Annotated in this window: 30 protein-coding genes and 2 tRNA genes; 23 read left to right on the forward strand and 9 right to left on the reverse strand. The window is 67.2% G+C overall.

The genetic code is table 11. The features are described 5' to 3' along the window. Positions 1 to 76: 76 nt before the first annotated feature. From FBY39_RS09075 to FBY39_RS09120, 10 genes are all read left to right on the forward strand, one after another. Positions 77 to 280, forward strand: a complete 204-nt coding sequence (locus FBY39_RS09075; RefSeq protein ID WP_141934051.1) for a DUF4244 domain-containing protein — start codon at positions 77 to 79, stop codon at positions 278 to 280. Beyond that, complete coding sequence (locus FBY39_RS09080) at positions 280 to 612, forward strand: TadE family type IV pilus minor pilin (protein WP_186336939.1); 333 nt, start codon at positions 280 to 282, stop codon at positions 610 to 612. Before FBY39_RS09075 ends, FBY39_RS09080 begins: the two co-directional genes overlap by 1 nt. After that, complete coding sequence (locus FBY39_RS09085; protein ID WP_141932003.1) at positions 612 to 938, forward strand: Rv3654c family TadE-like protein; 327 nt, start codon at positions 612 to 614, stop codon at positions 936 to 938. Before FBY39_RS09080 ends, FBY39_RS09085 begins: the two co-directional genes overlap by 1 nt. A gap of 131 nt (positions 939 to 1,069) precedes the next feature. Further along, positions 1,070 to 3,772 carry a type I DNA topoisomerase gene (topA, locus tag FBY39_RS09090; RefSeq protein WP_141932004.1) on the forward strand — a complete coding sequence of 901 codons (2,703 nt, stop codon included), beginning with the start codon at positions 1,070 to 1,072 and terminating at the stop codon, positions 3,770 to 3,772. Beyond that, positions 3,769 to 4,407, forward strand: a complete 639-nt coding sequence (tmk, locus tag FBY39_RS09095; protein ID WP_141932005.1) for a dTMP kinase — start codon at positions 3,769 to 3,771, stop codon at positions 4,405 to 4,407. Before topA ends, tmk begins: the two co-directional genes overlap by 4 nt. Before the next feature lie 69 nt (positions 4,408 to 4,476). Continuing rightward, positions 4,477 to 5,673 carry a DNA polymerase III subunit delta' gene (locus tag FBY39_RS09100; RefSeq protein WP_141932006.1) on the forward strand — a complete coding sequence of 399 codons (1,197 nt, stop codon included), beginning with the start codon at positions 4,477 to 4,479 and terminating at the stop codon, positions 5,671 to 5,673. Further along, positions 5,670 to 7,235, forward strand: a complete 1,566-nt coding sequence (locus tag FBY39_RS09105) for an alpha/beta hydrolase (RefSeq protein WP_260837506.1) — start codon at positions 5,670 to 5,672, stop codon at positions 7,233 to 7,235. The genes FBY39_RS09100 and FBY39_RS09105 overlap by 4 nt, the downstream gene beginning before the upstream one ends. A 74-nt stretch (positions 7,236 to 7,309) precedes the next feature. Continuing rightward, positions 7,310 to 7,385: transfer RNA gene (locus FBY39_RS09110), tRNA-Thr, on the forward strand. Positions 7,386 to 7,579: 194 nt separating this feature from the next. Then, entirely contained in the window at positions 7,580 to 8,338 is a 759-nt protein-coding gene (locus tag FBY39_RS09115) for a hypothetical protein (RefSeq protein WP_141932007.1), read from the forward strand. Positions 8,339 to 8,919: 581 nt separating this feature from the next. Then, a protein-coding gene (locus FBY39_RS09120) for an IS3 family transposase (RefSeq protein WP_141932008.1) occupies positions 8,920 to 10,172 on the forward strand; the annotation gives its coding sequence in 2 pieces (ribosomal slippage) (positions 8,920 to 9,202 and positions 9,202 to 10,172; 1,254 coding nt in all). A 36-nt stretch (positions 10,173 to 10,208) separates the two neighbouring features. Here the strand turns inward: FBY39_RS09120 and FBY39_RS09125 are convergent. The 4 genes from FBY39_RS09125 to FBY39_RS09140 form a co-directional block, all read right to left on the reverse strand. Further along, the gene (locus FBY39_RS09125; protein ID WP_141932009.1) at positions 10,209 to 10,472 is read right to left on the reverse strand and encodes a hypothetical protein; all 264 of its coding nucleotides are present in this window, start codon (positions 10,470 to 10,472) and stop codon (positions 10,209 to 10,211) included. Positions 10,473 to 10,482: 10 nt separating this feature from the next. Beyond that, a complete protein-coding gene (locus tag FBY39_RS09130; protein ID WP_141932010.1) occupies positions 10,483 to 10,788 on the reverse strand; it encodes a hypothetical protein in 306 nt (101 codons plus the stop codon). A 59-nt stretch (positions 10,789 to 10,847) separates the two neighbouring features. Then, positions 10,848 to 11,312, reverse strand: a complete 465-nt coding sequence (locus FBY39_RS09135; protein ID WP_141932011.1) for a hypothetical protein — start codon at positions 11,310 to 11,312, stop codon at positions 10,848 to 10,850. A 118-nt stretch (positions 11,313 to 11,430) separates the two neighbouring features. After that, the gene (locus tag FBY39_RS09140; protein WP_141932012.1) at positions 11,431 to 11,904 is read right to left on the reverse strand and encodes a hypothetical protein; all 474 of its coding nucleotides are present in this window, start codon (positions 11,902 to 11,904) and stop codon (positions 11,431 to 11,433) included. Between the two features lie 188 nt (positions 11,905 to 12,092). On the opposite strand from FBY39_RS09140, the gene FBY39_RS16845 reads away from it, so the two are divergent. From FBY39_RS16845 to FBY39_RS09170, 7 genes are all read left to right on the forward strand, one after another. Next, entirely contained in the window at positions 12,093 to 12,221 is a 129-nt protein-coding gene (locus tag FBY39_RS16845) for a hypothetical protein (RefSeq protein ID WP_396652299.1), read from the forward strand. A 196-nt stretch (positions 12,222 to 12,417) separates the two neighbouring features. Then, positions 12,418 to 12,813 carry a hypothetical protein gene (locus FBY39_RS09145; protein ID WP_260837507.1) on the forward strand — a complete coding sequence of 132 codons (396 nt, stop codon included), beginning with the start codon at positions 12,418 to 12,420 and terminating at the stop codon, positions 12,811 to 12,813. A 32-nt stretch (positions 12,814 to 12,845) separates the two neighbouring features. Then, on the forward strand, positions 12,846 to 15,146 hold the full coding sequence (locus FBY39_RS09150; protein WP_141932013.1) for an efflux RND transporter permease subunit: 2,301 nt from the start codon (positions 12,846 to 12,848) through the stop codon (positions 15,144 to 15,146). Then, entirely contained in the window at positions 15,143 to 15,721 is a 579-nt protein-coding gene (locus FBY39_RS09155; protein ID WP_141932014.1) for an isochorismatase family protein, read from the forward strand. Before FBY39_RS09150 ends, FBY39_RS09155 begins: the two co-directional genes overlap by 4 nt. Beyond that, positions 15,718 to 16,170 carry a GNAT family N-acetyltransferase gene (locus FBY39_RS09160; protein WP_141932015.1) on the forward strand — a complete coding sequence of 151 codons (453 nt, stop codon included), beginning with the start codon at positions 15,718 to 15,720 and terminating at the stop codon, positions 16,168 to 16,170. The genes FBY39_RS09155 and FBY39_RS09160 overlap by 4 nt, the downstream gene beginning before the upstream one ends. A 130-nt stretch (positions 16,171 to 16,300) precedes the next feature. Beyond that, positions 16,301 to 16,927: a serine hydrolase gene (locus FBY39_RS09165; protein WP_141932016.1), complete on the forward strand. Its 627-nt coding sequence runs from the start codon at positions 16,301 to 16,303 to the stop codon at positions 16,925 to 16,927. Beyond that, positions 16,914 to 17,795 (forward strand): serine hydrolase, encoded by an 882-nt coding sequence (locus FBY39_RS09170; RefSeq protein WP_141932017.1) that lies wholly within the window; start codon positions 16,914 to 16,916, stop codon positions 17,793 to 17,795. Before FBY39_RS09165 ends, FBY39_RS09170 begins: the two co-directional genes overlap by 14 nt. A gap of 8 nt (positions 17,796 to 17,803) precedes the next feature. Here the strand turns inward: FBY39_RS09170 and FBY39_RS09175 are convergent. Then, positions 17,804 to 17,879 (reverse strand) — tRNA-Lys (locus FBY39_RS09175). A gap of 127 nt (positions 17,880 to 18,006) precedes the next feature. Further along, positions 18,007 to 18,669, reverse strand: coding sequence for a fasciclin domain-containing protein (locus tag FBY39_RS09180; RefSeq protein ID WP_141932018.1), 663 nt, complete (start codon positions 18,667 to 18,669; stop codon positions 18,007 to 18,009). A 203-nt stretch (positions 18,670 to 18,872) separates the two neighbouring features. Here FBY39_RS09180 and sigK point away from each other — a divergent pair, with 203 nt between their 5' ends. From sigK to FBY39_RS09210, 6 genes are all read left to right on the forward strand, one after another. Then, a complete protein-coding gene (sigK, locus tag FBY39_RS09185) occupies positions 18,873 to 19,463 on the forward strand; it encodes an ECF RNA polymerase sigma factor SigK (RefSeq protein ID WP_141932019.1) in 591 nt (196 codons plus the stop codon). After that, positions 19,460 to 20,350 carry an anti-sigma factor domain-containing protein gene (locus FBY39_RS09190; RefSeq protein ID WP_141932020.1) on the forward strand — a complete coding sequence of 297 codons (891 nt, stop codon included), beginning with the start codon at positions 19,460 to 19,462 and terminating at the stop codon, positions 20,348 to 20,350. The genes sigK and FBY39_RS09190 overlap by 4 nt, the downstream gene beginning before the upstream one ends. Positions 20,351 to 20,430: 80 nt before the next feature. Further along, positions 20,431 to 20,778 carry a helix-turn-helix transcriptional regulator gene (locus FBY39_RS09195; RefSeq protein ID WP_141934057.1) on the forward strand — a complete coding sequence of 116 codons (348 nt, stop codon included), beginning with the start codon at positions 20,431 to 20,433 and terminating at the stop codon, positions 20,776 to 20,778. Positions 20,779 to 20,825: 47 nt separating this feature from the next. Further along, positions 20,826 to 21,233, forward strand: coding sequence for a VOC family protein (locus FBY39_RS09200; protein WP_141932021.1), 408 nt, complete (start codon positions 20,826 to 20,828; stop codon positions 21,231 to 21,233). A 54-nt stretch (positions 21,234 to 21,287) separates the two neighbouring features. Next, positions 21,288 to 21,923, forward strand: a complete 636-nt coding sequence (locus tag FBY39_RS09205; RefSeq protein WP_141932022.1) for a DNA-directed RNA polymerase subunit beta — start codon at positions 21,288 to 21,290, stop codon at positions 21,921 to 21,923. Between the two features lie 199 nt (positions 21,924 to 22,122). Continuing rightward, positions 22,123 to 23,010: an aminodeoxychorismate lyase gene (locus tag FBY39_RS09210; RefSeq protein ID WP_141932023.1), complete on the forward strand. Its 888-nt coding sequence runs from the start codon at positions 22,123 to 22,125 to the stop codon at positions 23,008 to 23,010. Between the two features lie 21 nt (positions 23,011 to 23,031). Here FBY39_RS09210 and pstB read toward each other — a convergent pair whose 3' ends face one another. From pstB to pstC, 3 genes are read right to left on the reverse strand one after another with little or no spacing between them, the layout of a single operon-like run. Continuing rightward, complete coding sequence (gene pstB, locus FBY39_RS09215; protein ID WP_141932024.1) at positions 23,032 to 23,811, reverse strand: phosphate ABC transporter ATP-binding protein PstB; 780 nt, start codon at positions 23,809 to 23,811, stop codon at positions 23,032 to 23,034. Between the two features lie 39 nt (positions 23,812 to 23,850). Then, positions 23,851 to 24,954 (reverse strand): phosphate ABC transporter permease PstA, encoded by a 1,104-nt coding sequence (gene pstA / locus FBY39_RS09220; RefSeq protein ID WP_141932025.1) that lies wholly within the window; start codon positions 24,952 to 24,954, stop codon positions 23,851 to 23,853. 1 nt (position 24,955) lies between these two features. After that, a complete protein-coding gene (pstC, locus tag FBY39_RS09225; protein WP_141932026.1) occupies positions 24,956 to 25,909 on the reverse strand; it encodes a phosphate ABC transporter permease subunit PstC in 954 nt (317 codons plus the stop codon). Between the last annotated feature and the right edge of the window lie 20 nt (positions 25,910 to 25,929).

Raw genomic sequence — 25,929 nt, forward strand, 5'->3', positions numbered from 1 at the left:
TCGACAGAACGGATGCTTCATGTCCACACCCACCCCGCTCCGCGCCGCTCGACCTGCTCGACAGGACTCGGAGCGCATCACGGCCGCAGGAGTCCCCCCACTCACCCGCCGCTCTGCGGCGTCGCTCTTCGGCGACGACACGGGCGCCGCAACGGCCGAGTACGCGATCGCCACGATGGCGGCGGTCGCCTTCGCCGGCCTCCTCGTCGTGATCATGCGATCGGACGAAGTGCGGGGGATCCTCACGGACCTCGTCCGCCGCGCGCTCACGGTGGCGTGATGCGTCGCGCGCTCGGCGGCGAGCGAGGCTCGGTCGCGGCCGAGTTCGCGATCGCACTCCCCGCGATCGGGCTCGTCCTGCTCCTCGGATGCGGCAGCCTTGCCACCGCATCGCGTCAAGTCCGTCTGCAGGATGCTGCGGCGGATGCCGCGCGCCTCGCCGCACGAGGGGAGTCGCTCGACCGTATCGTGGGCGTCGTCGTCGCGACGTCGTCCGACGCGTCCGTCGAGCTCGACCATCGGGGAGACCTGGTCTGTGCGACGGTGAGTGCGGGCGCTCCCTTGCCCGTGAGCCTCGTCGCTTCGAGTTGCGCTCTCGACGGAGGCGGGTGATGGCGGGCTCGACGATGAGCGTCGGGGTGATCGCCTGCGCCGCCGTGCTCGCTGTCGGTCTCACCTCGGCGGCGGGTGCGCTTGTCTTCTCCCAACGGCTGTCGGCGGCGGCGGATGCAGCGGCGCTCGCCGCTGCCGACGCGGCGTCCGGAGCCGTCGCGGGTGTGCCCTGCGAACGTGCCGACGAGGTCGCGGCAGCAGGCGGAGCCGTACTGTCGGCGTGCGACCTCGACGGCCTCATCGCCACGGTCACCGTCTCGGGTCGGTTCGGCGGGATCGAGGCGTCGGCGATGGCGCGCGCCGGTCCACCGCCGGCGTCGCCGTGAGCATGACGTCAGCTCGTCGGAGGGTGGGCGGCGGAATGCTGCGGACGCGGCAGCGGTTGCTGCCCGAGCCGTTCACAGCGCGTGCACTGTATTCCGACGTGTATGGTGTGCGACGAAGAAAGGACGCCCCCTTGGCACAAGGCAAAAAGCTCGTCATCGTCGAATCCCCGACCAAGATGCGGTCGATTCAGGGATACCTCGGCGACGGCTACGAAGTGCTGAGCTCGGTCGGCCACATCCGTGATCTCGCAGATCGCAAGGCCATCCCTGCAGAGCTCAAGAAGACGTCCGTCGGAAAGTACTCGATCGACATCGAGAACGGCTTCACCCCGTTCTACGTCGAGTCCGAGCGCGGCAAGAAGACCGTCGCCGAACTCAAGCGCGCACTCAAGGGAGCAGACGAACTCCTGCTCGCGACCGATGAGGATCGCGAGGGCGAGGCCATCGCGTGGCATCTTCTCGAGGCGTTGAAGCCCAAGGTCCCCGTCAAGCGCATGGTCTTCCACGAGATCACGAAGGACGCTATCCAGGCGGCCGTGCAGAACACGCGCGAGCTCGACCTCGCGCTCGTCGACGCGCAGGAGACCCGGCGCATCCTCGACCGGCTCTACGGCTGGGACGTTTCTGACGTGACCCGCCGCAAGGTCGGGCAGGGAACGTCGGCCGGTCGTGTGCAGTCCGCCGCGACGCGCCTCGTCGTCGACCGCGAGCGCGAGCGCATGGCCTTCGTCTCGGCGTCGTACTGGGATCTCGAGGCGCTCGCCGCAGCGAAGCGCCCGCAAGCCGAGGCCTTCACGTCGCGCCTCGCCCGTATCGACGGCGCACCCCTTGCACGCGGCACCGACTTCGACGATCGCGGTGAGCTCAAGAAGGCTGTGGTCGTGCTCGACGAAGCGCGTGCCACCGCCCTCTCCGAGGCCATCTCCGCCGTCGGCGAAGCGACAGTCTCGAATCTCGAGTCGAAGCCCGGCACCCGCAGCCCCAAGCCCCCGTTCACGACCTCCACGCTCCAGCAGGAGGCCGGTCGCAAACTCTCGATGAGCGCGAAGCACGCCATGGGCGTCGCGCAGCGGCTCTACGAGAAGGGGTACATCACTTATATGCGCACCGACTCGACGGCGCTCTCGGCGCAGGCCGTCGAAGCAGCGCGTGCGCAGGCCGTGACGCTCTACGGCGAGAAGGCCGTGCCGCTGAACCCGCGCGTCTACCGCAGCAAGAGCAAGAACGCGCAGGAGGCGCACGAGGCGATCCGTCCGTCGGGTGAAGAGTTCCGCACCCCGGCATCCGTCTCCGCGAACCTCGATCGCGACGAGCAGCGTCTGTACGACCTCATCTGGAAGCGCACGATCGCCAGCCAGATGTCGGACGCGAAGTACGAGACGACGACCGTCACGCTCCTCGTGCAGACCCCGAGCGAGAAGGCCGAGTTCACGGCATCCGGCACCGTCTACACCTTCAAGGGCTTCCTCGAGGCGTATGAAGAGGGGCGCGACGAGAAGCGCGCGGACGCCGACAAGTCTGACGACCAGTCGCTGCCCGTCATGGAGGTCGGAGAGGTCCTGCGGCTCAAGGACGTCGAGGCCAAGGGGCACGCGACGAGCCCCAAGCCCCGGTACACGGAGGCTTCGCTCGTCAAGGCGCTCGAAGAGAAGGGCATCGGGCGCCCGTCGACGTTTGCGAGCATCATCGACGTCATCCTGCAGCGCGGCTACGTCACCAAGCGCGGCCAGGCCCTCGTGCCCAGCTGGCTCGCCTTCAGCATCGTGCGGCTCCTCGAGCAGCACTTCGCCGACCTCGTCGACTACGACTTCACGGCAGCTCTCGAAGACGACCTCGACGCGATCGCCCGCGGTGAGCAGAACCGCGCCGCGTGGCTGGGGGAGTTCTACTTCGGGTCCGACTCCCACGTCGGACTCCGCCACATCGTGGAGAACCTCGGCGAGATCGACGCGCGCGAGCTCAATGCGACGCGCATCTCCGATGTCGCGACCCTGCGCTTCGGTCGGTACGGTCCCTACCTCGATGTCGTCGACCCGCAGAATCCCGACGCCGAGCCGCGGCGCGTCAATCTGCCGGAAGACCTCGCGCCCGACGAACTGACGCCCGAGAAGGCGCAGGAGCTCATCGACGCACCCGTCGCGGGCAACCGGGTGCTGGGCGAGAACCCCGAGAACGGACGTCTCATCGTCGTCAAGGACGGTCGCTACGGTCCGTATCTCGAGGAGGAGATCCCCGAGGAGTCGCCGCAAGTCGACGAGGTGACGGGCGAGATCGTCGAGGCCCCCAAGAAGCGGACGACGAAGAAGGATGCCGCACCCAAGCCCCGCCGCGCATCGCTCTTCAAGACGATGTCCCCCGAGACGATCGACCTCGATACGGCACTGCAGCTCCTCTCGCTGCCTCGCGTCGTGGGGACCGACCCCGAGTCGGGCGAGGTCATCACGGCGCAGAACGGTCCCTACGGCCCGTACATCAAGAAGGGGACCGACTCGCGCACGATCGACAGCGAGCAGCTCATCTTCGACATCACTCTCGAGCAGGCCCTCGAGATCTACGCGCAGCCGAAGTACGGCGCGCGTCGTCCGTCGAGCGCGCTGAAGGAGTTCGACAACGATCCCGTGAGCGAGAAGCCCATCCGCATCCGCGACGGGCGCTTCGGTGCGTACGTGACCGACGGAACGACGAACGTCACGATCCCACGCGGTCAGACGGTCGACGACATCACCTTCGAGATCGCCGTGCAGATGCTCGCCGATAAGCGCGCGAAGGGCCCGGCTCCCAAGCGCGCACCCGCCAAGCGCGCCACGACGCGCAAGGCTCCGGCGAAGAAGTGACGGCTCGGCCCCATCCGGGATTGTTCGTCACGCTGGAGGGCGGCGACGGCGCGGGAAAGACGACGCAGTCGGCGCTCCTCGAGGAGTGGCTGACCCGGCAGGGGCGGAGCACGCTGCGCACGCGTGAGCCGGGTGGGACAGAGGTCGGTCTGCTCGTGCGCGACATCGTGCTCCACCATCGCGGCGACATCGCTCCGCGTGCGGAGGCGCTGCTCTACGCCGCCGACAGGGCTCACCACGTCGAGACGGTCGTTCGGCCGGCTCTGGAACGTGGCGACGTCGTGATCCAGGACCGCTACCTGGACTCGTCCGTCGCGTATCAGGGCGCCGGACGCGTGCTCGGCCGCGCCGAGGTCCGAGACCTCTCGTTGTGGGCGGTGGACGGACTCCTCCCCGACCTCACGGTGCTGCTCGACCTCGATCCCGCTGCCGCGCGAGCTCGCCTGAATGCGGACGACAAGCCGTTCGACCGGCTCGAGGCGGAGAAGGACGCCTTCCACGCCCGGGTGAGACAGGAGTTCCTCGCGCTCGCCGCGGAGGAGCCCGATCGCTTCCTCGTGCTCGACGCGTCCCGAGCCCCCGACGAGATCGCCGCCGCTGTCACGGCACGTGTGAGCGACCTGCTCGCCCACTGAGTCGAGCGTGCGGTTTCGGCCTCCCGCGTCCACACGTTCCTGTCGGCCACCGCAACTAGGCTGAACCCCATGGATGCCACGACGACCGCACAGCGTGCGGCCGGGGTGCCCGCGGCAGACGCGACGCGTCCTGAAGAGGTTCCGTGGGGTTCCGTGTGGGGGCAGCCCGCCGCCGTCGAAACGCTGCGCGCCGCGGCATCCGACCCGTCCGGTCCCGCCCACGCGTGGCTCATCACGGGCCCTCCCGGGTCGGGGCGATCGACCCTCGCTCACGCCTTCGCCGCTGCGCTCATCGCCGAACCGGGTGACGAGCGCGCCGTGCACCAGGTGCTCTCCGGGACGCATCCCGACCTGACCGCGCTGCGGACCGAGGGCGTCATCATCTCGATCAAAGACGCCCGCGCGCTCGTCGAACGCTCGTACTTCGCCCCCTCGCTCGGTCGCTACCGCGTCATCGTCGTGGAAGACGCCGACCGCATGGCCGAACGCACGTCGAACGTTCTCCTGAAAGCTCTCGAAGAGCCTCCCGAGCGCACTGTCTGGGTGCTGTGCGCCCCGAGCGACGCCGACCTGCTCCCCACGATCCGATCCCGCGTGCGCACGCTGCGCCTCATCGACCCCGAGATCGCCGACGTCGCAGCTCTCATCGCGCGCAGGACGGGCGTCGATCCCGCTCTTGCCGAGCAGTCGGCTCGCCACGCACAGCGCCACATCGGGATGGCGCAGCGGCTCGCCACCGACGACGCCGCGCGGGCCCGCCGCGACGAGACGTTGCGCGCCGTACTGGGTGTGCGCTCGATCGGAGACGTCGTCGAGGTCGCGGGGCGGATCGTCCAGATCGCGACCGACGACGCGAAGGCTCTCGTCGCCGAACGCGACGAAGCCGAGCGTGCGAGCCTCCTGCGCACGCTCGGGGTCGCGGAAGGCGCCCCCGTGCCGCCGGCTGTGAGGTCGCAGCTCAGTGCCCTCGACGAGGAGCACAAGCGTCGCGCCACGAGGAGTCTTCGTGACGGACTCGATCGTGTGCTGACCGACCTCCAGTCGCTGTACCGAGACGTGCTCATGGCGCAGTTCCGTCGCGGCGACCTCATCAACCGCGAACTGGATGCCGAGATCCAGGCTCTCGCCGCAGCCTGGACGACCGAGCGCACCCTCGTCGTCCTCGATCGGATCGCCGAGACCCGCCGCAATCTCGAGCAGAACGTCGCCCCCGCCTTGGCCCTCGAGAGCATGCTCGTGACTGTCGCGAGCGGAAGGACCCCGTGAGCAGCAGTGTCACCCGCCGCGCCCGACGCGGTATCGCCGCAGTAGCCGCCCTCGTCGTGGCATCCGTCGCGTTGACGGGATGCCTCTACGCGATGATCCCCGAGACGTCGTCGCGACCGACCACGAGCCTCGCACCCGACACGGACGGGATCCCCGCCGAGCTGCTTCCCTTCTACGAGCAGGAACTCGAATGGAGCTCGTGCGAAGGGGCGGGTGGCGGGTTCGACTGCACGACCGTCACGGCGCCGCTCGACTGGCAGGACCCCGGTGCGGGCGAGATCGAGCTCGCCGTCATCCGGCATCAGGCGACCGGGGGAGCACCCCTCGGTTCCCTCCTGACGAACCCGGGAGGCCCCGGGGCGAGCGGCTATGACATCGTCCGCGACGCCGTCACGTTCGTCGTCGGTCAAGACCTCGCCGCTGCCTACGACGTCATCGGCTTCGATCCGCGCGGCGTCGGCCGATCCACGGCAGTGGCCTGCCTCGACGCGCCGGAGATGGACGCGTACCTCTTCGACATCCGACCTGGCACGAGAGGGTCGGAGGAATGGGAGCAGGCCTCGCTCGCCGAGCACGCGGAGTTCGCCGAGGCGTGCGAGGCGAACAGCGACGGCATCCTGGAGTACATCACGACCGACAACGCGGCCCGCGACATGGATCTGCTCCGCGGCGTCCTCGGCGACGCGAAGCTCAACTACCTCGGCTACTCGTACGGCACCTTCCTCGGAGCGACGTACGCCCAGCTGTTCCCTGAGCGTGTCGGGCGACTCGTCCTCGACGGTGCCATCGATCCGTCGACCTCCAACCTGCAGGTGTCCACGACGCAGGCGCTCGGATTCGAGTCCGCGCTGCGGGCCTACATGGCCGACTGTCTCACGCAGCAGGAGTGCCCCTTCCGGGGAACCGTCGATGAGGGGATGGCCGATCTCGGCGTCCTGCTCGCCAGTGTCGACCGCAGCCCCATCGAGGCCGTTGACGGGCGGATGCTCGGAGCCGATTCCCTCACGACGGCGATCGTCTCGGCGCTCTACGCGCAGGAGTCCTGGCCCCTCCTGACCCAAGCGTTCACGCAGGTGCTGGAGGGTGATCCCGAGATCGCGTTCTACCTCGCCGACTCGTACTACGGTCGGACCGAAGGCGTCTACGCCGACAACTCCACCGAGGCGTTCCGCGCCTACAACTGCATGGACTACCCCGCGACGGACACTCCGGAGGATGTCGCCGCGGCGAACGCGCTCCTGGCGCGAGAGGCGCCGACGATCGCTCCCTACTGGGAGGGTCCCAACCCGTGCGAGGTCTGGCCGTACCCCGCGACGGGCGTACGCGAGCCGATCGCGGCCGAGGGGGCGGCGCCGATCCTCGTCATCGGTACGACGAACGACCCGGCGACGCCCTACGAGTGGGCCGTCGCGCTCGCGGATCAACTGTCGTCGGGAGTGCTCATCACACGCGTGGGGGAGGGGCACACGGGCTTCAACAAGGGGAACGCATGCGTCGATTCGGCCGTCGTGTCGTACTTGATCGACGGCACCGTTCCCGCCGACGACGTGAGGTGCGAGTGATCGGCGTCCCCGTGTTCGCGGTCGCCCTTTCGACCCTGTAGGATCGTTGATCGTGCATCGCTCACGCGGCGCGCGCCACCTTAGCTCAGACGGCAGAGCGATTCACTCGTAATGAATAGGTCAAGGGTTCGATTCCCTTAGGTGGCTCCAAGATGAGAAGGCCCCGGTCCCGCGGAAACGCTGGGATCGGGGCCTTTCTGTGTTCCCAGGAAATGGCCTGTGCCCACGCTTTCCCCACACTTGCTGCGCGGGTGACCTCTTCGAGGCGGTCGCCAGCACCATTCCGGACCGCCCTTTTCGATCCGTCTTGGCCTTTGGCCTTTGGCCTGTGGTTGGATTCGACGATGGACGGACGGACCGGGATCGATCTCCTTCTGGAGCGTGGAAAGCTCAGGGTGGACGAGCTGGTTGCTCTCGCCCGTGAGCTGTTCGCATCAGGAGCGGTCGCTCACGAGCCGATCCCCGGAACGGAGACCGCTCGAGTCCATATAGGTGCGAAGCCGGACGCGGCGTGGGCGTTTCTCGCAATGGAGGCTACCCACAACGTTAGGTGCGCGCTTGATCAGCTTGCTTGGAGACTCGTCGAGATCGACGGAGGGACGCCTGGTAGACACACGTGCTTCCCAATCGCCGACAAGGCCGAAGGGTATGGCGCCGCGCTGAAGAATGCACTGCGTGGCGCTAGTCAGGCGCATCGGGACGCAGTGCGCGGGCTGATGCCGTACCGAACGGGTGATGACCGATTCCCGGATCTGCAAGATGTCGACAACACATACAAGCATCGGCTAATGATCCCCGCGGTGGTCAGTAGCACCGGCCTTGAGATGAGGGTGAGCCTGGAGGGAGTGGAGCAGCTCGCGTTTCGCGTGAACATTCCAGGAGGCGGTGCGTTGACAGATGGTCAGGTCGTTGTGACGCCGGCGCCGTTTGAGGCGGGCGGAGGCGACGGCGAGCTACCCCCGATGCGGATAGACCACGGCGTTACCGTCGAGGTTGCATTCCACCTTCCACACCTCGGCCGCACCATCTCGGTCGAGCGGCTCTATGAGTGCGTGCACGGGATCGCTGAGGCGATAGAACCGCTCGTCGCCGACGTCGCCTGACGTTTCTGCTCCTAGCTTGCGTGTTAGAGCGGCGCTTGCCTTTGAGGCGGAATTGGGAAGGTAGCGAAGGTGTCTCCGAGATTGTGGACTGAGGCGATGCTGGCCCGCAGGGCTGGCGGCCAACCTCCATCTGGCGGCCATATCTGCGCGGTCGTATAGGGAGGAAACCCCGCGGATTCGACGTGCTTCACGACGGACGAGCTAGCGACGACGAACGCAACGGTGCCCATCGCGAAGTAGGTGATGTGCCCCGCGACGCCGCGCAGACTCGAGTAGCTGGTGTGCCTGGAGCGCACGGATGGCTCGTGCTCTCGAAGTCTGACGAGCCAGACGCGTGCGCCCAGCGGGGGTACGCCACGACGGCGCACGAACTGTCTGTCTTCAGCCGTGATCACTGGATTCGCGGGGGCCTGGGTATCCCGCAGGCAGGTGACGATGTAGATCCAGGTGGCGAGATCACGTTGCATCTGGCGCGTCAGTTTCACGGGCCGTCCGAGCGCCAGGTCCGCGACCGTGCTCCGGGTTCGCTCTGAGTCACCCCGGTGTGTCCGGAGGGCAGATTCCTTGGAAGGATCTGTCTTATGGGACGTCCCAGTAAGTATCCGCGTGAGCTTCGTGAGCGCGCTGTCCGTATGGTCGCCGAGGTGCGGCCCGATTATCCGAGCGAGTATGCCGCGATGGCGGCGGTGGCGGGGATGCTCGGTATCGGTTCGCCGGAGACGATCCGGACGTGGATTCGCCGGCGTGAGGTCGATGCCGGCGACCGGCCGGGTGTCACGACCGACGCGCAGGCCGAGATCAAGAAGCTGAAGCGGGAGAACGCCGAGTTGCGGCGGGCGAACGAGATATTGAAGGCGGCTTCGACTTTCTTTGCGGCCGAACTCGACCGGCCACACCTGCGTTAGTCGCCTTCATCGAGGCGCACAAGGACCGCCGTGATGGTGGGCTGCGATGGGGTGTCGAGTCGATCTGCGCCGTGCTCACCCAGCATGACGTGAAGATCGCCCCATCGACCTACTACGACGCGAGACGGCGCGGCCCCTCCCCCCGGGAGGTGTCGGACGAACGGTGGAAGCCGATCATCCTGATCACCTGGCAGAAGCAGCGAAAGCTCCTCGGCGCCCGGAAACTCTGGCTGAGGCTCCGTCGTGACGGGCACGATATCGCCCGCTGCACGGTCGAACGCCTCATGCGCGACCTCGGGATCGCCGGTGTGATTCGCGGGCGCCGGAAGCGCCCGGTCGATGCGGACCCGCGGGAGACCAGACCAGCTGATCTCGTCGACCGGCACTTCGCGAGATTCCGCACGAACCAGCTCTGGGTGGCGGACTTCACGTATGTCTGGACGTGGTCCGGGTGGGTCTACGTCGCGTTCGTGTTCGACGCGCACTCCCGCCGCATCCTCGGCTGGCGCGCCGCGACCTCGATGACGACCCCGCTCGTTCTGGACTGTCTCGAGATGGCGCTCTGGACCCGCCGGCGCGAAGGCGTCACCGGATTCGCCGGTCTCACCCATCACACCGACGCCGGGTCCGTCTACACGTCGATCGCGTTCACCGACCGGCTCATCGACGAGGGCATCGATCCCTCCGTCGGGTCCGTGGGCGACGCCTACGACAACTCCCTCGCGGAATCACAGATCGGACTTTACAAGTCCGAACTCATCCATCACGAGGGCCCCTGGCGCGACGTCGATCAGGTCGAAGTCGCGACCGCGGACTGGGTGCAGTGGTTCAACACCGAACGCACCCACGGCTCGATCGACGACCTGACACCCGTCGAGCTCGAACAGCTCGACTACGCTCACACAGAACCCCTCGAACGAGCGGGCTAACACCAACAAAACGCTCTCCGAACATGCCGGGGCGACTCACTCCTCGTAGTCGTTCATCCATGTGCCATTGCAGTCCGCGCAAAGTCGCTTGACCTGCTGATTTGCGGGTTGCACGTTGATGACCCGCGCCTGCCCGCGGACTTTCCAGTCATTGTCAAGCCACGACCCTTCGAGACGCATCGGGTCTTTCGAATCGATCTCGAGCAGCTCTTGCAGCTTGATGGAGAAAAGATGCGCGGACGTGAGCGGTCGCTGACCACAGAAGATGCAGCCGCGGGCCTGTTGAGGGCCGGGAGTCATGCACACCAGGTTACGGCGCCCGATGTGTGACTGCCTGCCGCCACACGATCACTGTGCGCCCGAGCGCTCCGGTCTCCCATGAGACGGCGACGATGCGGTCGTTCCATCCGTGCGCGAGACATGCCACCTTCTCGGCGGGTCCGTCACCGTATTGCAGCCACGCCCACACCGGCACCGGAGTCTGCACCCAGACGACGTCGCGCGGCCCCCACGCCGCCGGCGGGAGCGTTACCGGCGCTGAGCGCTCCGCGGCTTGCGCGATCCGCGCGTCGTTGAGGCGGTCGTAGTGCGCCTCGTATCGACGGTTCTTCGTCAAGATGGCCGGGGTCCCCTTCTCCGGCCGAGGAGGACGATGTTACGCCGACACCTCCGACATCACTCGAGGCAGGCGATCGCGTCCTCTGCGCCTGGCTCGACGATCGAAAGCTCCTCGCCGTTGATCGTCCCGGGCCATACAGTGAACTGCTGAGCGAAGCCATCGACCGCCGCAATCGGCGGGGGACTGCCTTCGATCGCGGCTGTCATCCAGACGCCGACTTCCGGGTCGCCTCCGGCGGCGTCGAACTCCATTGCGACCAGGTAGGCGTCTGCTCGACCAGGCGCCTTCACCGCAGCGATACGTCCGGTGGGCGTGATCGGAAGATCATTTGCTCCGCTGGCTATCGCGGGCGCAACGTCAGCGCCCACCTGCAGACATTCGGCAGTGGGTGCCGCTGAGCTTGGCGTACTCGTGTTGACCGGCTGTGATTCGGTAGCCGGGGTGGACGTCCCGCAGCCTGCAATGAGGAGCAGCCCTGCCAGTGCCGAGGCGACCAGCGGCAACTTCCTCGTCGAGTTCATGCCGTTGAGCGTAGCCCCTTCGACACGAACGAAGCCCCCACCCTACCTCGGGAGCGGTGGGGGCTTTTCGTGGGTCTATGAGGCGCACACGGGCGATCAGACGCTCAACGTGGGTGATCTACAGATACGGGTCGCACCGGTTGAGAAGCTCGAGCGAGGCCGCTTTGAAGTCGACGAGATCGAGATTGCTGTTCTCTCCGGTCCTGAGCGCGTTGAGGAGCTGGTTCAGCACGTCGGACTGCGCTTCGATGTAGGGCACGATCGTGGGATCAGCGTTCCGTGACGCCCCGTCGAGGGAGCCGACTGTGGTGTCGAGCTCGTCCTCCGTCACGGTCGACAGGTCGGGTGCCTCGACGAACCGGGTGATGATGTCGGCAGCCTCCGTGACTGGACCGTCCACATTGGACCCGAAGAGGAGCCCGCATGTCGTCTCGAGGGAGACGGTCGGGAGGGCCTCTTCTGTGGCTGTCGGCGATGGAGCGTCTTCCGACTCCCGGGCGCCAGCGGCGGAGCGATCGACACCCGCGCAGCCTGACAGCACGAGCACCGACACGGCTGTGACGAGAGCGGCCGACTTGAATCGATGAGCCATGAACTTCCCCTTGATCGTGACGCGTCCTTCCCCAAGGACGACAATTCGCCGAGTGTATCGGCGTGCGCAGACCCCGCGCGAGCATCAATGTCGGAGGGTCAGACCAGGATCGGCTCTCGATTACTGCTGCGATCCTGCTCGACTTCGGGCGCACCTGGCCCCGTCACTCGAGCGCGTAGGAAGAGACCATCCGCGAGCAGCTCAAGCTGACGCCGGCGCGCTGCTACGTGCTACTCGCTCGCGCGGCCGCGTCGCACGAAGGACTGGCGCATGACGCCGTGACGGCTCATCGCGTGCTCCGCCGCACTGCCGCGTGAGCACCCACGTTTCACCCACAGACGCCTGGCGAGCAGCGCGGTTCCGCGGGTGTCGATGGATATGATCGGTGAGAGATTTCAAGACCAGGTCAGTGATGGATAGCCGCCGGATGGGGTTCGATTCCCTTAGGTGGCTCCAAACCGGAGGCGGCCACGAAAGTGGCCGTTTTCCGCATCCGTGGGGAGGTTCCGCGACGTGAGCGAACGAGCGATCGATGCGATCCTCGAGATCTTCACCTGGACGGGCTTCGGTGGTGCCGTCGTTTTCGGTCTCGTGGCGGTCATCGGGCTCATCGCGGACGGCTCGTGGGTTGCCGCTCAGATCGTCATCGCCGACGACGAGCACGGTCGCATCGCCCGCTGGTTCGGGAATGAGGGCAGAGTCGGTCAGGCGCGGCTGACACACGACCAGGTGCGTGCGCTCGCAGGGCGCGAGACCGCGGACGCTTTCGTGAGGCTCGGAACGCGCGACAAGGTGCGACTCACGCGCGGTTCGCCTTTCGTCCGCCTCTTCTTCTGGCTCTCGATGGGAATGCTCGCCCTCGGGATCCTGTCCGCCGGCGCATCCCTCGCGGTGCTCTTCATGCGATAGCGCTGAATCATGTAGCTAGATAATCTAGCTAGATGGTTCAGCCGCACCACGCCTCGCGCACGCCCGGCCGGTGGGTCCGGATCGGCATCCCCGTCATCCTGGTCCTCGTCTGGCTCGTCGGCGGTTCCATCGGGGGACCGTACTTCGGCAAGGTCGATGAGGTCTCCAGCAACGACCGGTCGAGCTTCCTCCCGCAGAGCGCGGATGCCACCCAGGTCAACGAGCGGCTTCCCGACTTCCTGGGCGACGACAGCATTCCGGCAGTCGTCGTCGTGGCATCCGATACGGCGCTCACCGACGACCAACTCGCCGAGGTGCAGACCCTCGCCGACGACATCTCGGGCATAGACGGGGTGCAGGAGGGTGTCTCGCCGCCGATCGCCTCGGAAGACGGTCTCGCTGCGCAGATCTTCGTGCCGATCGACGCCGAGGGCGAGATCGCCGAGATCGTCGGAGAGATCAGGACGCTCCTCGTCGACGATCTGACCGGTGATCTGGAGGGGTGGGTCACCGGTCCGGCAGGCTTCACCGCCGACCTCGTGGCAGGGTTCCTCGGCATCGACGGGCTTCTACTCGCCGTCGCGCTCATCGCCGTCTTCGTCATCCTCGTCATCGTCTACCGATCGCCGCTCCTGCCCGTCCTCGTTCTCCTCACGAGCGTCTTCGCCCTGTGCGTCGCGCTGCTCACGGTGTGGTGGCTCGCGTTCGCGGGGATCGTCGTCCTCAACGGGCAGGTGCAAGGCATCCTCTTCATCCTCGTGATCGGCGCCGCGACCGACTACGCACTCCTCTACGTCGCGAGATATCGCGAAGCCGTCGCGATGGGGGAGAAGCGGTGGGATGCCACGATCCGCGCGTGGCGAGGGGCGTTCGAGCCGATCCTCGCTTCGGGCGGCACGGTCATCGCGGGCCTCCTGTGCCTCCTTCTCTCCGACCTCGCCACCAACCGTGCACTCGGGCCCATCGCATCGATCGGCATCGTCTTCTCGATGCTGTCGGCTCTGACATTCCTCCCCGCGCTTCTCGCGCTGACCGGCAAGGCGGCCTTCTGGCCGTTCATCCCGAAGCACGCCATGGCTGAAGTTCCGGATGACCTCAGCGTGCCGGTGAAGGGCATCTGGCCACGCCAGGCCCGCTTCGTCGCGCGGCACGCGCGGGCGGTGTGGATCGTCTGCACCGTCGTGCTGCTCGCGGGTGCCGTGGGCATCACTCAGCTCAAGGCCGATGGGGTGCCGTCGAGCGATCTCGTCCTCGGTGCGTCGCAGGCGCGCGACGGGCAGGACGTTCTGGCCGAGCACTTCCCCGCTGGTTCGGGAAGCCCCGTCTACGTCGTGGTCGCGGAGGACGAGCTGCCGGCGGTCGTCGAGGCGCTCGACACCTCCGACGGTGTCGATGCCATCGCCGTCGCCTCGGAGGACTCACCGTCGGGCCAGGCGACCGTGACGCTCGAGGACGGCGAGGTGACGTTCGCCGCAGCCGGTCCGCCGGGAACCCCGGCCCCGGCGCCGACCGTCTCGGAGGGCGATGTCCTCGTCATCGGCACGCTGACGGATGCCGCGGACTCGATCGCCGCAGAAGACACCGTGCGCGAGCTGCGCACGACGTTCGACGACTCTCTCGGCGAGGGCGTCGCGCTCGTCGGGGGTGAGACGGCGACCGACATCGACACGAACGACACATCGATCCGAGACCGGACACTCATCATCCCCGTCGTGCTCATCGTCGTGCTGGCGATCCTCATGCTGCTCCTCCGTGCCGTCGTCGCGCCGGTGATCCTGATCCTGACGGTCATCGTGTCGTTCGGAACGGCGCTCGGCGTCTCGGCGCTCGTCTTCAACGGCATCTTCCAGTTCCCGGGCGCCGACCCCGCCGTTCCGCTCTACGGATTCGTCTTCCTCGTCGCCCTCGGCATCGACTACAACATCTTCCTCATGTCGCGCGTGCGGGAGGAGTCGATCCTGCACGGCACGCGTCGCGGCATCCTGCGAGGTCTCGTTGCAACGGGCGGCGTCATCACGTCGGCGGGTCTCGTGCTCGCCGCGACGTTCGCGGCCCTGGGAGTCATCCCGATCCTGTTCCTCGCGCAGATCGCGTTCATCGTCGCGTTCGGTGTTCTGCTCGACACGTTCGTCGTGCGCTCGCTTCTCGTGCCCGCCCTGTCGTACGACATCGGCCGGGCGATCTGGTGGCCCTCAAAGCTCTCGCGCTCGCCGCAGCCCGTTTCCGGTCCCGAACAGCCGCCCGCGATTCCCGACGCGACAGACCCCGATCTCGTGACCGACGGCGGACGCCCCCTCACGCGCGGTGAGTACCGGCGTACGCTCGAATCATGAGCAAGGCACTGTTCATCGTCGACGTACAGAACGATTTCACTGAAGGCGGCGCACTCGGCGTGACAGGAGGCGACGCCGTCGCGGTCGCGATCACGCGCCATCTCGAGGCGCATGCCGGCGACTACGCCGTCATCGTGGCCTCGCGTGACTGGCACCACGGGCACACCGACAACGGCGGGCACTTTCACCCCGAACCCGACTACGTCGATTCGTGGCCCGTGCACTGCGTCAGCGGTACGGAGGGGGCCGAGTACGACCCCGGCCTGACGACGGATGCCGTCACCCACCACGTCAAGAAGGGTCAGGGCGTGCCCGCCTACAGCCTCTTCGAGGGCATGACGGACGACGGCATCACCGTTGCGCACCTCCTGGAAGAGCACGGCGTCCTCGAGATCGACGTGACCGGAATCGCGACGGACTATTGCGTGCGCGCCTCCGCGCTCGACGCGATCGCGCACGGGCGCAAGGTGCGGATCTTCACCGACCTCGTCGCGGGCGTCGCGCCGGAGTCGAGTGAGGCAGCGCTCGCGGAGCTCGCCCACGCGGGCGCCGAGCTGACGGAGTCGGGCGCGTGAGCGGCGTGCGGATCGAGCGGCTCGTCGATGCCGACCGCGACGACTGGCTGCCGCTGTGGCTCGGGTACCTCGAGTTCTACGAGACGGATCTGAGCGCCGAGCAGACGGCCCTGACGTTCGCCCGGATCACCGACCCCGACGACGTCGTCCACGGCGCGATCGCGCGTGACGACGAGGGGAGGGCGGTCGGCTTCGTGCATTGGCTGACGCACGCGAGCACGTGGTCGGAGGGCCCGTACTGCTACCTCGAGGACCTGTTCGTCTCGCCGGAGGCGCGAGGAACCGGCGCAGGCCGGAGTCTCATCGCACACGTGACGACGTGGGCGCGCGCGGCGGCGTGCGCGAAGGTCTACTGGCTCACCCAGTCGCACAATGCGACCGCTCGCGCCCTGTACGACGCCGTCGCGACCGACACCGGATTCGTCCACTACGAGATCGACCTGGCCTGAGCCCGAGCTGCGGCTCACGGTTCGGGCGACTCCCGATTCGTTGACAGGGAAGTCTCGTTGCCCTTGACTGACGGGAGGATCTGGTGACGCAGTCGCATCTCCGCTCCGCCCCGGATGGAGGACGACAGCCGTGCCTACGCGCTCCCCGCGACGTCACCCCCGAAGGTCTGCGGCGTTCATCGCGGCGCTCGTCACCCTCTCGCTGAGCGCGACGACGCCTGTCGAGGCGGCCGATGCGGCATCCGTCGGCGTCGTCCACCTGACGCCCGAGCTCGAGCGGCAGATCCAGACCATGATGGTCGACTACCGGCGCGAGTATGGAATCCCGGGGATCTCGGTCGCCGTCGTGACGCCGCATCCGCTCGGAACGGGCCCCTCGGTCACGTACTACGTCGACGGTGTCCCGGAGTTGGAGTCCCCGACGCCGGTCGTCTCGTCGACGCAGTTCGAGTTGGGGTCGGAGACGAAGATCTTCACGGCCGACCTTCTGGCATTCCTCGTCGCCTCGGGGCGCGTGTCGCTCGATGACCAGGTGCAGGCCTACTCGCCGGACGGCTACGTGGTGCCGGAGTACGTCGACCCTGCCGACCGGAGAGCGCACCCCGATCACTCTGGGGCATCTTGCCACCCATCAGGCGGGTCTGCCCGACGATCCGGCGAACGCCGAGCGGGGATGCCCGGATGCCGCGGTCGTCTGCGAGAACTGGCGGCCGGGCTACACGTAGACGCTCCTGTGGGAGGCGGTGGGAGGACTTGAGCTGCCATGGCAGCCGGGAACGAATTTCCTCTACTCGGACTTCGGCTTCGGGCTGCTCGGCACCATCCTGTCGAACCTCCTCGTTCCCGACGTGCCGATGTCGGATCCGCCACCGTTCCAACGGGCGCTGGACACCGCGTTCCTCGACTCGCTCGGCCTGAGCTCGACCGTGCTGGAAACCCCCGACACGAACCCTGCCACGCCCTACTCCGCCAGCGGTGTCCCGACGTTCCGATGGGACAACACCAACGCCTTCAGCGGGGGAGGCGGCCTCATCTCGAGCGCCGAAGACATGGGGACGATGGTGGCGAGGCACCTCGACTATCCGGCGCCGGATGCGCCGCTCGGAGTGCGCACGATGGCGGAGACGGTACGGCCCGTCAGCGCCATCACCACCGCGTGCGCGACCACGTCGCTGGACAGCTGCGCTCCGGCATCGTTCCAGATGGGCCTCGCCTGGCAGCTCTATGGGCCCTCGGAAGACATCCCGGTTCCGACGGCGTACAAGAACGGCGGCACGGCCGGCACGAGCACCGATACGCTCCTCGCGCCGACGATGGGGATCGGCGTCACGACGATGTTCAACCGGACGGGCATCCACGTGCAGCTCGCGAACGCCATCCTGCGTCTGCTCGTCGCGAGTGCGCCGAACCCGACCCCCGCCCCTCCGACACCCGCTCCCGAGGGCGGTGGCGCGGCTCTGGCGGAGTCCGGTGGAACGACGGGCGGGCTTCTCGTCCCTCTGTCCGTTGCCGCCGTCCTGCTGGCGGCCGGCGGGATCGCGCACCTGAGGAGATCCGCGATTCTGAGGGCGGATGCTCGGTGGTCGCCTTCAGATCTGCGGATCCCCTCAGAAACGCGCGAGTAGGCGCAAGATGGTGGGCCCCGTGGGGCTCGAACCCACGACCCGCGGATTAAAAGTCCGATGCTCTACCGACTGAGCTAGAGGCCCCTGTGACAAGCCTACTTCGACGGAACATCGTCGCGCGCACACGACGAAGCCGCCGGTGCGAGGACTTCCAGGTCAGCACCGGCGGCTTCGCCGCTTACCGCCACCCGTCAGGCGGCGTCGACAGTCGTCACATCGCGGGCATGAGCACCGTGTCGATGAGGTAGACCGTCGCGTTGGCGGTCTTGACGCCACCGCAGATGACGCTCGCGTCGTTGACCATGAGGGCATCGGTCGAACCGGAGACCTCGACGTCGCCGCCCTGGACCGTGGTGTGCGTGCCGGCGATGTCAGCGGGGTCGATCTGGCCGGGGACGACGTGGTACGTGAGGATCGACGTCAGAAGGTCAGAGTCGGTCTTCAGGGTCTCGATCGTTGCGGCGTCGATCTTCGCGAAAGCCTCGTCCACGGGTGCGAAGACGGTGAACTCGCTGCCGTTGAGGGTGTCGACGAGGTTGACGTTCGGGTTGAGCTCACCCGACACCGCCGAGACGAGCGTCGTCAGGAGCGGGTTGTTGGATGCCGCGGTCGCGACCGGGTCGAGGGCCATGCCTTCGATCGATCCGTCGCCCGAGGGAACCTGCTCGGCGTAGGCGGCGCAGCCGGGGCCGACGAGGCTCGCCATGTCCATGTCCATGTCTTCTTCCATGGCGGGGGTGGTCTCTTCGGTCATGGGGGCCGACGACTCTTCCGACGGTGCCGACGAGGATCCACCGGCGCAGGCGGAGAGCGTGAATGCGGCGACGAAAGCGAGTGCGACGCCGGCCGTGACCTTCTTGGTTGTGCTGAGCATGACTTCCTCCGAATGTCTGAGTCCCGAGGGACTTCGCTGTGTCTTACCGCCGTGATGCGGTGTACGAGGCTTCTTCGACGCCCTCGGGGGATCGGATTGGAACGGATGAGAATTCGTTCCGTTGAGCGGCGGTGGAGCCTCCGGTTCGCGCCTCGCCTCGCGCGCGCGTCAGAAGAGGGGGGAGAGTAGGGCATGCTGGAGGGATGGTGATCGACGGGCTGGAGGTGTCTGAAGGCGACTCCGCGCCGATCGACCATGTCGGCATCCTTCTCGAGCGCATCGCGCAAGGTGAGCAGCGGGCCTTCGCCCGCCTCTATGACATGCTTTCGGGCCGTGTCTTCGGTCTCATCCTTCGCGTCCTCGTCGATCGATCGCAGAGCGAAGAGGTGCTGCAAGAAGTCTTCCTCGAGATCTGGCAATCCGCCTCTCGGTTCGCTCCGAACAAGGGTCAAGGAAGATCGTGGGTGCTCACGATCGCACATCGCCGAGCTGTCGACCGCGTGCGGGCGTCACAGGCGAGCAGCGATCGTGACGTACGCGTGGGCTTCCGGGATCTCGATGTCGCGCATGACAGCGTGGCCGAGCAGGTGGAGCTGCGAGTCGAGGGTCGGAAGGTCGCGGGGGCGCTCTCGACCCTCCCCGAAGCCCAGCGCGAGGCTCTGACTCTCGCGTACTACGGCGGATACAGTCAGAGCGAAATCGCGGCACTCGTGGGAGTACCGCTGGGGACGATAAAGACGAGGATGCGCGACGGGCTCTCCCGCCTGCGCACAGAGATGGGGGTGACGACGTGAACATCGAAGAGTTCGCCGAACTCGCCGCCGGCGCTGCCCTGAACGCGCTCTCCGACGAGGATCGTCAGGCGTTCGAGGCGGCTCTCGCCGAGAACCCGGAGTGGCAGGGCATCGTCGACATGGATGCCGCCACGGCAGCCGTGCTCGCGGACTCCGTTCCCGCCGAGGCACCCCCGCTCGCTCTTCGCGGCACGCTTCTGTCCAGGATCGCGACGCTCCCGCAAGACACCGATGCCGCGGTGGCCGACGCACCTGCGCCGATCGCGATGATCCCCGACGCACCCGAACGTCCCGCCGAGCCTGCCCAGACCACGGGAGACGTCGGCCAGGGACTCTTCGACGCGCGGGTCGCGGATACGGGACAGAACGATGCGGCGGGGGAGCCGCCTCTCGACACGACGGCGATCCAAGCCGTCTCTCGAGGTCGCTGGACTCGCGGGCTCTTCGGCCTCGCGGCATCGCTGGTGATCCTGGTCGCACTGGGATTCGGCGCCGTCAATCTCAACGAGTGGGTGAATCGCCCGGCGGCAGTCGTCGCTCTCGATGAGATCGAGAACGCGCCGGATGCCGAGTCGGCCACTGTCGAGCTCGTCGACGGAAGCGGCAGTGCGACGGCGTACTGGTCGCCGTCGCTGGGCAAGGTCGTCCTCGTGACCGATGGCCTGCCGACCGTCGCGAGCGGTGAAACTTTCGAGATGTGGTTCGTCCGCGAAGACGGTACCCCCGTCTCGGCGGGCACGTTCGAGGCCGCGGGCCCGACGACCACGACGTTGCTGGACGGTGCCGTAGAGGCGGGTGACACGATCGCCGTCACCGTCGAGCAGGCCGGAGGGTCTGAGACGGGCGCACCGACGACCGAGCCGATCGTCGCGATTCCCACCGTCTGACCCGCGGGTAACGTGAAGGCGTGGCATCCGCGTCGCAACACATCCAGACTCTCGTGCATTTGCGACGTGCACGCGATCTGATGGACCGTGGGTACGCGCAGCCACTGGATGTGCCGACGCTCGCGGCGAAGGCACTCATGTCGCCGGCCCACTTCTCGCGAGAGTTCAAGGCTGCGTACGGGGAAACCCCGTACGGCTACCTCATGACGCGACGCATCGAGCGGGCGATGGCGTTGCTGCGGGCTGGTTCGAGCGTCACGGATGCGTGTATGGCGGTCGGAGCGACGTCTCTGGGCTCGTTCAGCTCGTCGTTCACCGAGATCGTCGGCGAAACGCCGAGCGCCTACCGTTCACGTCCGCATGAGGCAGCCGAAGCAATGCCACTGTGCATCGCGCGGATCCTCACGCGGCCCGCCCGTTACGTCTGAGCAGGATCGGAGAAGCGGCGGAGAGTCAGCGGTCGTAGCGTTGCCCCATGACGACCATCTCCCTCGCCTTCTGTCCCATCACCGTCGACGACGTCGACGCGGCGATCCCGTTCTATCGCGACGGCCTCGGCCTCGAGATCGTCAACGACGTCTCGTACGAAAGCCATCGCTGGGTCAGCTTCGGCCTTCCGCAGCAGGCCGGACTCGCGGTGGTCCTGTCCAACCCGCAAGCCGGCCGATCACCCGAGGACGGCGAGGCGCTGGAGCGGCTCGTCGTGAAGGGCTCGGCTCCGGGGCCCTACGTCTTCTCGACGGACGATCTCGATGCGACGTTCGAGCGGCTCCGAGCGTCGGGAGCCGAAGTGCTGCAGGAGCCGATCGCTCAGGACTGGGGACCCCGCGACTGCGCGTTCCGCGACCCTGCCGGCAACCACATCCGCATCAACCAGGTGTGATCCCGGCTGTCGAGGCCCGCGCCGGGGGCGGCGTCCGCGGGTAGCCTGGTTCGAATGAGTGACGCCCGCGACTTCCATAAGCCCGTCCGGCGCCCCGCCGAGCTGTTCGACCGGCTCTTCGCCGCCGAGGACCCGGCCGAGGTCTCGCGCATCGCCCATTCGACGGCTCATGCGCTGCTCGCCCGGGTGCGAGAGGACCCGTCGGGCGAGGTCGTCGACCGCCTCATCGCTTTCACCGACGACCACGGCATCGATGACATCGCCGAGCTGTGGTCGAGGTCGCCGGCGAAGACTCTCCCCGGCGCTCTCTGGCGTCTGTACCTGCTGCAGTTGATGATCCACGACGATCCCCAGACGGCGGCCCTCCTGTACGAGCGCGGGCGCCTCGAGCTCGATTCCGTCGATCCCGTCGTCGCGGGTGCGCCCGTGCCCGCGGGTCCGGACGAACTCGTCGCGCTCATCGACATGATCCTGAGGGGCCTGTTCGAGGGGGACTTCGCGGTGGCACTCGATCGCGCGGCGGCCTTCTGCCGCGTGCAGGCATCCGGCTCGACGCACCTCGCCGACGATTACGAAGCGACGGAGCCCGAGCGCGCTTCGACGCTCACGACGCGGGCTCTCCGCTTGTCGACATACGCGGGCGATCTTGCCGCGGCAGCCGCGCTCTGGCGCCGGGACGGCCTCACTTGACGGCGGTGCTTGACGACCTTCGGCGGCGGAGCACCGGGGAAAAAGAAGATGCCGGGCCGCAGAACGCCTCTCGGCGCGGAGCCGCTCGTAGCGGCAGATGATGGAGCCCGGGGTTACTGCGGCCCGGCCGTTCCATAATAACGGACCTGTGCCGTGAGGCATTCCCGAGGCGACGGATATCAGCATCTAGGCTCGGGACATGACTTGGCGTTTCGCGCTCGTGATCGTCCCCGCGGCATCCGATGATCGTCGCATCGACTTCGCCGACACCTTCCGCGAGATCGATCCGTCTGCACCCGCACTGAGCGTGGGGGAGTTGAGCACGCAGCGCGGCGACGGCATCTTCGAATCGATCGGCGTCGTCGACGGGCACGCGCAAGAAGTCGCGGCGCACCTCGACCGTCTCGCGCACTCGGCCGACATCTGCGATCTGCCGCGCCCGAACCGTGAGCAGTGGCGGCAGGCCGTCGTGCTGGCGGCCGCACAGTGCCCGCCACGAGGGGAGGGCGTCATCAAGCTCATTCTCAGCCGAGGAGTCGAGCACGGGCCGGCACCGACGTCGTGGGTCACCGCGGCCGAAGCGCCCGACAATACGGCGGTCCGTGAGCGCGGAGTGCGCGTCGTCACGCTCGACCGCGGGTACGGCAGCGACGTTCCCGGCCGTGCACCGTGGCTGCTGCTCGGGGCGAAGACGCTGTCGTACGCCGTCAACATGGCGGCGATCCGTGAGGCGAAGCGTCGCGGGGCGGACGACGCGATCTTCCTCACGACGGACGGTTTCGTGCTCGAGGCTCCGACGGCCTCCCTCATCCTGCAGCAGGGCCGCCGGTTCGTCACTCCGGCGCCGAACGGCGGCATCCTGCACGGGACGACGCAGCTGAGCCTCTTCGAGCACCTGCGCGAGGGTGGTTACGAGACGGCCTACGAAACGATCCCCGTGGCGGATCTCACAACCGCGGATGCCGCGTGGCTCGTGTCCAGCGTTCGGCTCGCAGCACCGGTATCGGCGATCGACGGCAGAGAACTGCGTGTCGATCGCGGCCTGACGGCGTCGTTCAACCGCTATCTGTTGTCACCCCGCACCTGACTCCGGGTCAGGTGCGGACGGTCACCCGAATCGACCGGAGACGTAGTCTTCGGTCGCCTGAACCGACGGCGTCGTGAAGATCGTCTTCGTGTCGTCGTATTCGATGAGCTTGCCCGGCTTGCCGGTGCCGGCGATGTTGAAGAACGCCGTCTTGTCGCTCACGCGCGAGGCCTGCTGCATGTTGTGCGTCACGATGACGACGGTGTAGTCGTTCTTCAGTTCGCCGATGAGCTCTTCGATCGCGTAGGTCGAGATCGGGTCGAGAGCCGAGCACGGCTCGTCCATCAGGATGACCTCGGGGGAGACGGCGATGGCACGCGCGATGCACAGACGCTGCTGCTGTCCGCCTGAGAGGCCGGACCCCGGCTTGTCGAGGCGATCCTTGACCTCGTTCCAGAGGTTCGCGCCCTTGAGGGACGTTTCGACGAGCGCGTCGGCGTCGGACTTCGAGATGCGCTTGTTGTTGAGCTTGACGCCCGCCAGCACGTTCTCCTTGATCGACATCGTCGGGAACGGGTTCGGGCGCTGGAAGACCATGCCGACTTGGCGGCGGACCAGCACGGGGTCGACGTTCGCGCCGTAAAGATCGTCGCCGTCGAGCAGCACGCTGCCTTCGACGCGGGCTCCCGGAATGACCTCGTGCATGCGGTTGAGCGTGCGCAGGAAGGTCGACTTGCCGCATCCGGACGGGCCGATGAAGGCCGTCACACTGCGCGGCTCGATGTCGAGCGAGACGCCCTCTACGGCGAGGAAGTCACTGTAGTAGACATTGAGGTCGTTGACTTCGATGCTTTTTGACACGGGGTCCTCTGGTTCTTTCGGGTGAGAGTGGGTGGGGCCTCAGCGGCCGAGCTTCGGGGCGAAGACCTTCGCGACGAGTCGCGCGACGAGGTTCAGCGCCATGACGATGACGATGAGGACGAGCGCAGCGGCCCATGCCCGATCGATGTATGCCGAGGCGGGAATGCCCTGGTTCATGTACTGCGAGTAGGCGAAGACGGGAAGCGTCATCATTCGCCCGTTGAAGAGGTCGTAGTTCATGGATGCCGTCACGCCCGCTGTCAGCAGCAGTGGTGCCGTCTCGCCGATGACACGAGAGATCGACAGCATGACGCCTGTCGTGATGCCCGCGATCGCCGTGGGGAGGACCACCTTGCTGATCGTGAGCCACTTCGGCACACCGAGTGCGTAGGAGGCCTCGCGGAGCTCGTTCGGCACGAGGCGGAGCATCTCCTCGCTCGAGCGCACGACAACGGGGATCATCAGTACGGCGAGGGCGACAGAGCCCATGATGCCCATGCGGATGCCGGGGCCGAAGAAGAGGGCGAACAGGGCGTACGCGAAAAGACCCGCGACGATCGAGGGGATGCCGGTCATGACGTCGACGAGGAAGGTGATCCCGCTGGCGAGCTTCTTGCCTGCGCCGTACTCGACCAGATAGATCGCGGTGAACAGGCCGATGGGGATCGAGATGACGGCTGCAGCGAGCGTGATGAGCAGCGTCCCGACGATGGCGTGGAGCGCTCCGCCGCCCTCGCCGACGACGTTGCGCATGGAGCTCGTGAAGAACTCGGCAGAGATCCCCGCGACGCCGTTGGCGACGACGGTCCACGCCACCGAGACGAGCGGGACCATCGCGATGAGGAACGCCGCGCTGACCACGCCGGTCACAAGGCGGTCGACGCCCTTCCGGCGGCCCTCGACGAGGCTCGAGATGACGGTGATGAGCACGAGGTAGAGGAGTGCTCCGACGACGGCCACGCCGGCGACGTTGATCGTGTTGCTCTCGACCACGGCGAGGACGCCGAACGCGATGAGGCTGAGGCCGATGCTCACACCGAGGATGGCCCACGGGGCCCACTTCGGCAGGCGTCCCGACGTGAGGGAAAGGTGCTCGCGGGTGAGGCCGGAGGTCGGCTCGACGGGAGTGGAGGTGAGGGTCATGTCAGTTCGCTCCCGAGAATTCCTTGCGGCGGCTGACGATCCAGCGCGCGAGTGCGTTCACCGCGAAGGTGACGACGAAGAGGATGAGACCCGTCGCGATCAGGACGTTGATGTTGATGCCGTAGGCCTCGGGGAAGGTGAGCGCGATGTTGGCGGGGATGGTGCTGGGGTTCTCGGAGGTGAAGAGCTGGAACGTGATGACCCCCGTCGCCGAGAGCACCATCGCGACGGCCATGGTCTCACCGAGGGCGCGGCCCAGACCGAGCATCGAGGCCGAGACGATGCCGCTGCGGCCGAACGGGAAGACAGCCATCCGGATCATCTCCCAGCGCGTCGCGCCGAGAGCCAGAGCCGCCTCTTCGTGGAGCACGGGGGTCTGGAGGAAGATCTCGCGACAGATCGCCGTGATGATCGGCAGGACCATGACGGCGAGGACGATGGAGGCGGTGAAGATCGTGCGGCCCGTGGCCGATGCCGTGCCGCTGAAGAGCGGGAACCATCCGGCGTTCGTCGTCAGCCAGACGTAGACGGGCTGGACCGCCGGAGCGAGGACCAGGATGCCCCAGAGTCCGAAGACGACCGAGGGGACCGCGGCCAGCAGGTCGACGATGTAGCCGAGACCCTGTGCCAGGCGGCGCGGGGCGTAGTGCGAGATGAAGAGCGCGACCGCAACCGAGAGCGGGACGGCCATCAGGAGCGCGAGCAGCGATGCCCAGACCGTGCCGAAGGCGAGCGGCCAGACGTACTCCCAGAAGTTGCCGCCCAGGAGCGACGCGTTCTCGCTCGTCGCGGTGAGACCGGGGATCGACTGCACGATGAGGAAGATCGCGACGGCGGCCAGGGTCACGAGGATCATGGACCCCGCGAACAGCGCAGTGCCCGAGAACCAACGGTCACCGGGCCGTTGCTTCGGCTTGGGCTTTGCCTCCACAGCGGGGGCGGTAGTCGTGCTCATGAGATCCCGTCTCGGGTGTT

Origin of the sequence: Microbacterium sp. SLBN-146 (assembly GCF_006715145.1) — a bacterium.
In the GTDB taxonomy this organism is placed as follows: domain Bacteria; phylum Actinomycetota; class Actinomycetes; order Actinomycetales; family Microbacteriaceae; genus Microbacterium.